Raw genomic sequence first — 1907 nt, forward strand, 5'->3', positions numbered from 1 at the left:
CCGAACTTTGACACCAATCTTGCCTTAAACAAGAAATCCAGATTGAAATCATTGAAGATAATATCTGTTTCGGGAAGGTTAATGTAGTACGTAAACTATTGTATTTATACTTGACTTAATGAATAATATATTATAGTGTTTACGCACTATGTATATCCGAATCGTCAAAAGTAAACAGCGGGGCAAGGTCTATCAGTCGGTCCAGATCGCGGAAAGCGTCAGGGAACCCGGCGTCAAAAATCCACGCACCAAAATTATCGCCCATTTGGGCCAGGTGGACAAGCTCAAGGAAAAGGACGTGGATAATATCATCAACGGGCTGTGCAAAGCCATTGGCAGGCCCGCCCGGGATGATTTCGCCGTTGATTACGCCAAGGATTTCGGCCACATATGGTCCATCGTACAGATATGGAAGCATCTTAGGATCGGGCTGGTTCTGGAGCGCCACGCCAAAAAGTCCGGAGCAGAGTTCGACCTGCCCCAGCATATTTTGCTCATGGCCGCCAACCGCCTGTGCGATCCCCGGAGCAAACTGGGGCTTCTGGCCTGGCTGGAAGGGGTGTATTTCCCGGGCGTGGACGGAGAACAGGTCGAGTACCATCATCTCATGCGCGCCATGGACTGGCTTATCAGCCAAAAGGATTCCATCGAAAGGGAACTGGCCCAGGAGCATATTGATTTGTTTAACAAAGACTCCTTAGATCTGGTTTTTTACGACATCACCAGCACCTACTTCGAGGGGGATAAATCCATAAGTGCTGAGGATATTCGGGCTTACGGCTATAGCCGGGACCATCGTCCGGACCGCCGCCAGATCGTCATTGGCATGGTGATCACGCCCGAAGGCATCCCCCTGTGCCACCATGTGTTTTCCGGCAATACCGTGGACAAAACCACCGTGGCCATGGTGGTGAAAGACCTCAAGGATCGCTTCGGCATTCGGCGGGCCGTGGTGGTGGGGGACCGGGGCATGCTCTCAGACGACAACCTGGACGCTCTGCTCACCGAGGAATTCGGGTATGTGGTGGCCCATCCTTTACGGCGCAACAATGCCGTCAGGGATTTTATCAAGGCCAGCCGCAAGGATCTGGACCATTCCGAAGAAGCCGAAGAGCAGTTCACCGAAAACGTGTGCCAGGGAGTGAAGTTCGTTATGGCCTATGATCCAGCCAGGGCCGCCCAGGTGAGGCGTCATCGCATGGAAGCCATCACCAAGGCGGACGCCCTGATCAAGGACGTGAAAGCCCGCCTCAGGCGAAGCCGGGAAGGCAGGCAGCGGGGCCGTCCTCTTACGCAGGAAGGGGCGCTTTTTCAGATTCGGGATTATTTGAAAAAACGGGATCTTTTAAGATACTATGAGCTTTCCCTCGCGGACAATGGAGGCGTCAGCGTGCGCGCCGACCGGAAGACCCGCAAGTGGGAGGATCTCATCGACGGCAAACTGGTGGTGGAGTGCACGGAGTTGGACCTGCCTCCCAAGGACGTGATTGCCCGTTACAAGGATCTGCAGACCATCGAGCGGGGCTTCCGATCCCTAAAGAGCACCCTGGAGTTACGTCCTGTGTATCACTGGTCGGAGCAGCGCATTCGCGCCCATGTGTTCATTTGTGTGCTTGCCCTGATGGTGGAGAGATACATGAGCTTGACTTTGGCGCCTTTGTCCATTTCAGCGTCACGCGCCTTAGACAAGCTCCAGCAGATCAAGGCGGGACAGGCAAAACTCCATGGGATGGCGGTTCCCGTGCTGACCCGCGTGGAGGAGGAGCACAGGGCGATTTACACTCAGTTGGAAATATCCTTTCCTAAAATCAAGAGCTTATAAGGTTTGTAGTACGAAAAACCCTATTGGTGTTTTTATAACACACTGAAAATGCTCCATATCCGTTTTTGGCGGTGTTAAAGTTCGG

The 1907-nt window shown here is 53.1% G+C and carries 1 protein-coding gene; it reads left to right on the top strand.

The annotated features are described in order from the left end of the window. Positions 1–148 precede the first annotated feature (148 nt). Positions 149–1822, top strand: coding sequence for an IS1634 family transposase (locus tag G491_RS0125975; protein ID WP_028316610.1), 1674 nt, complete (start codon positions 149–151; stop codon positions 1820–1822). The last annotated feature ends 85 nt before the right edge of the window (positions 1823–1907 follow it).

Source organism: Desulfatibacillum aliphaticivorans DSM 15576 (assembly GCF_000429905.1).
In the GTDB taxonomy this organism is placed as follows: Bacteria; Desulfobacterota; Desulfobacteria; order Desulfobacterales; family Desulfatibacillaceae; genus Desulfatibacillum; species Desulfatibacillum aliphaticivorans.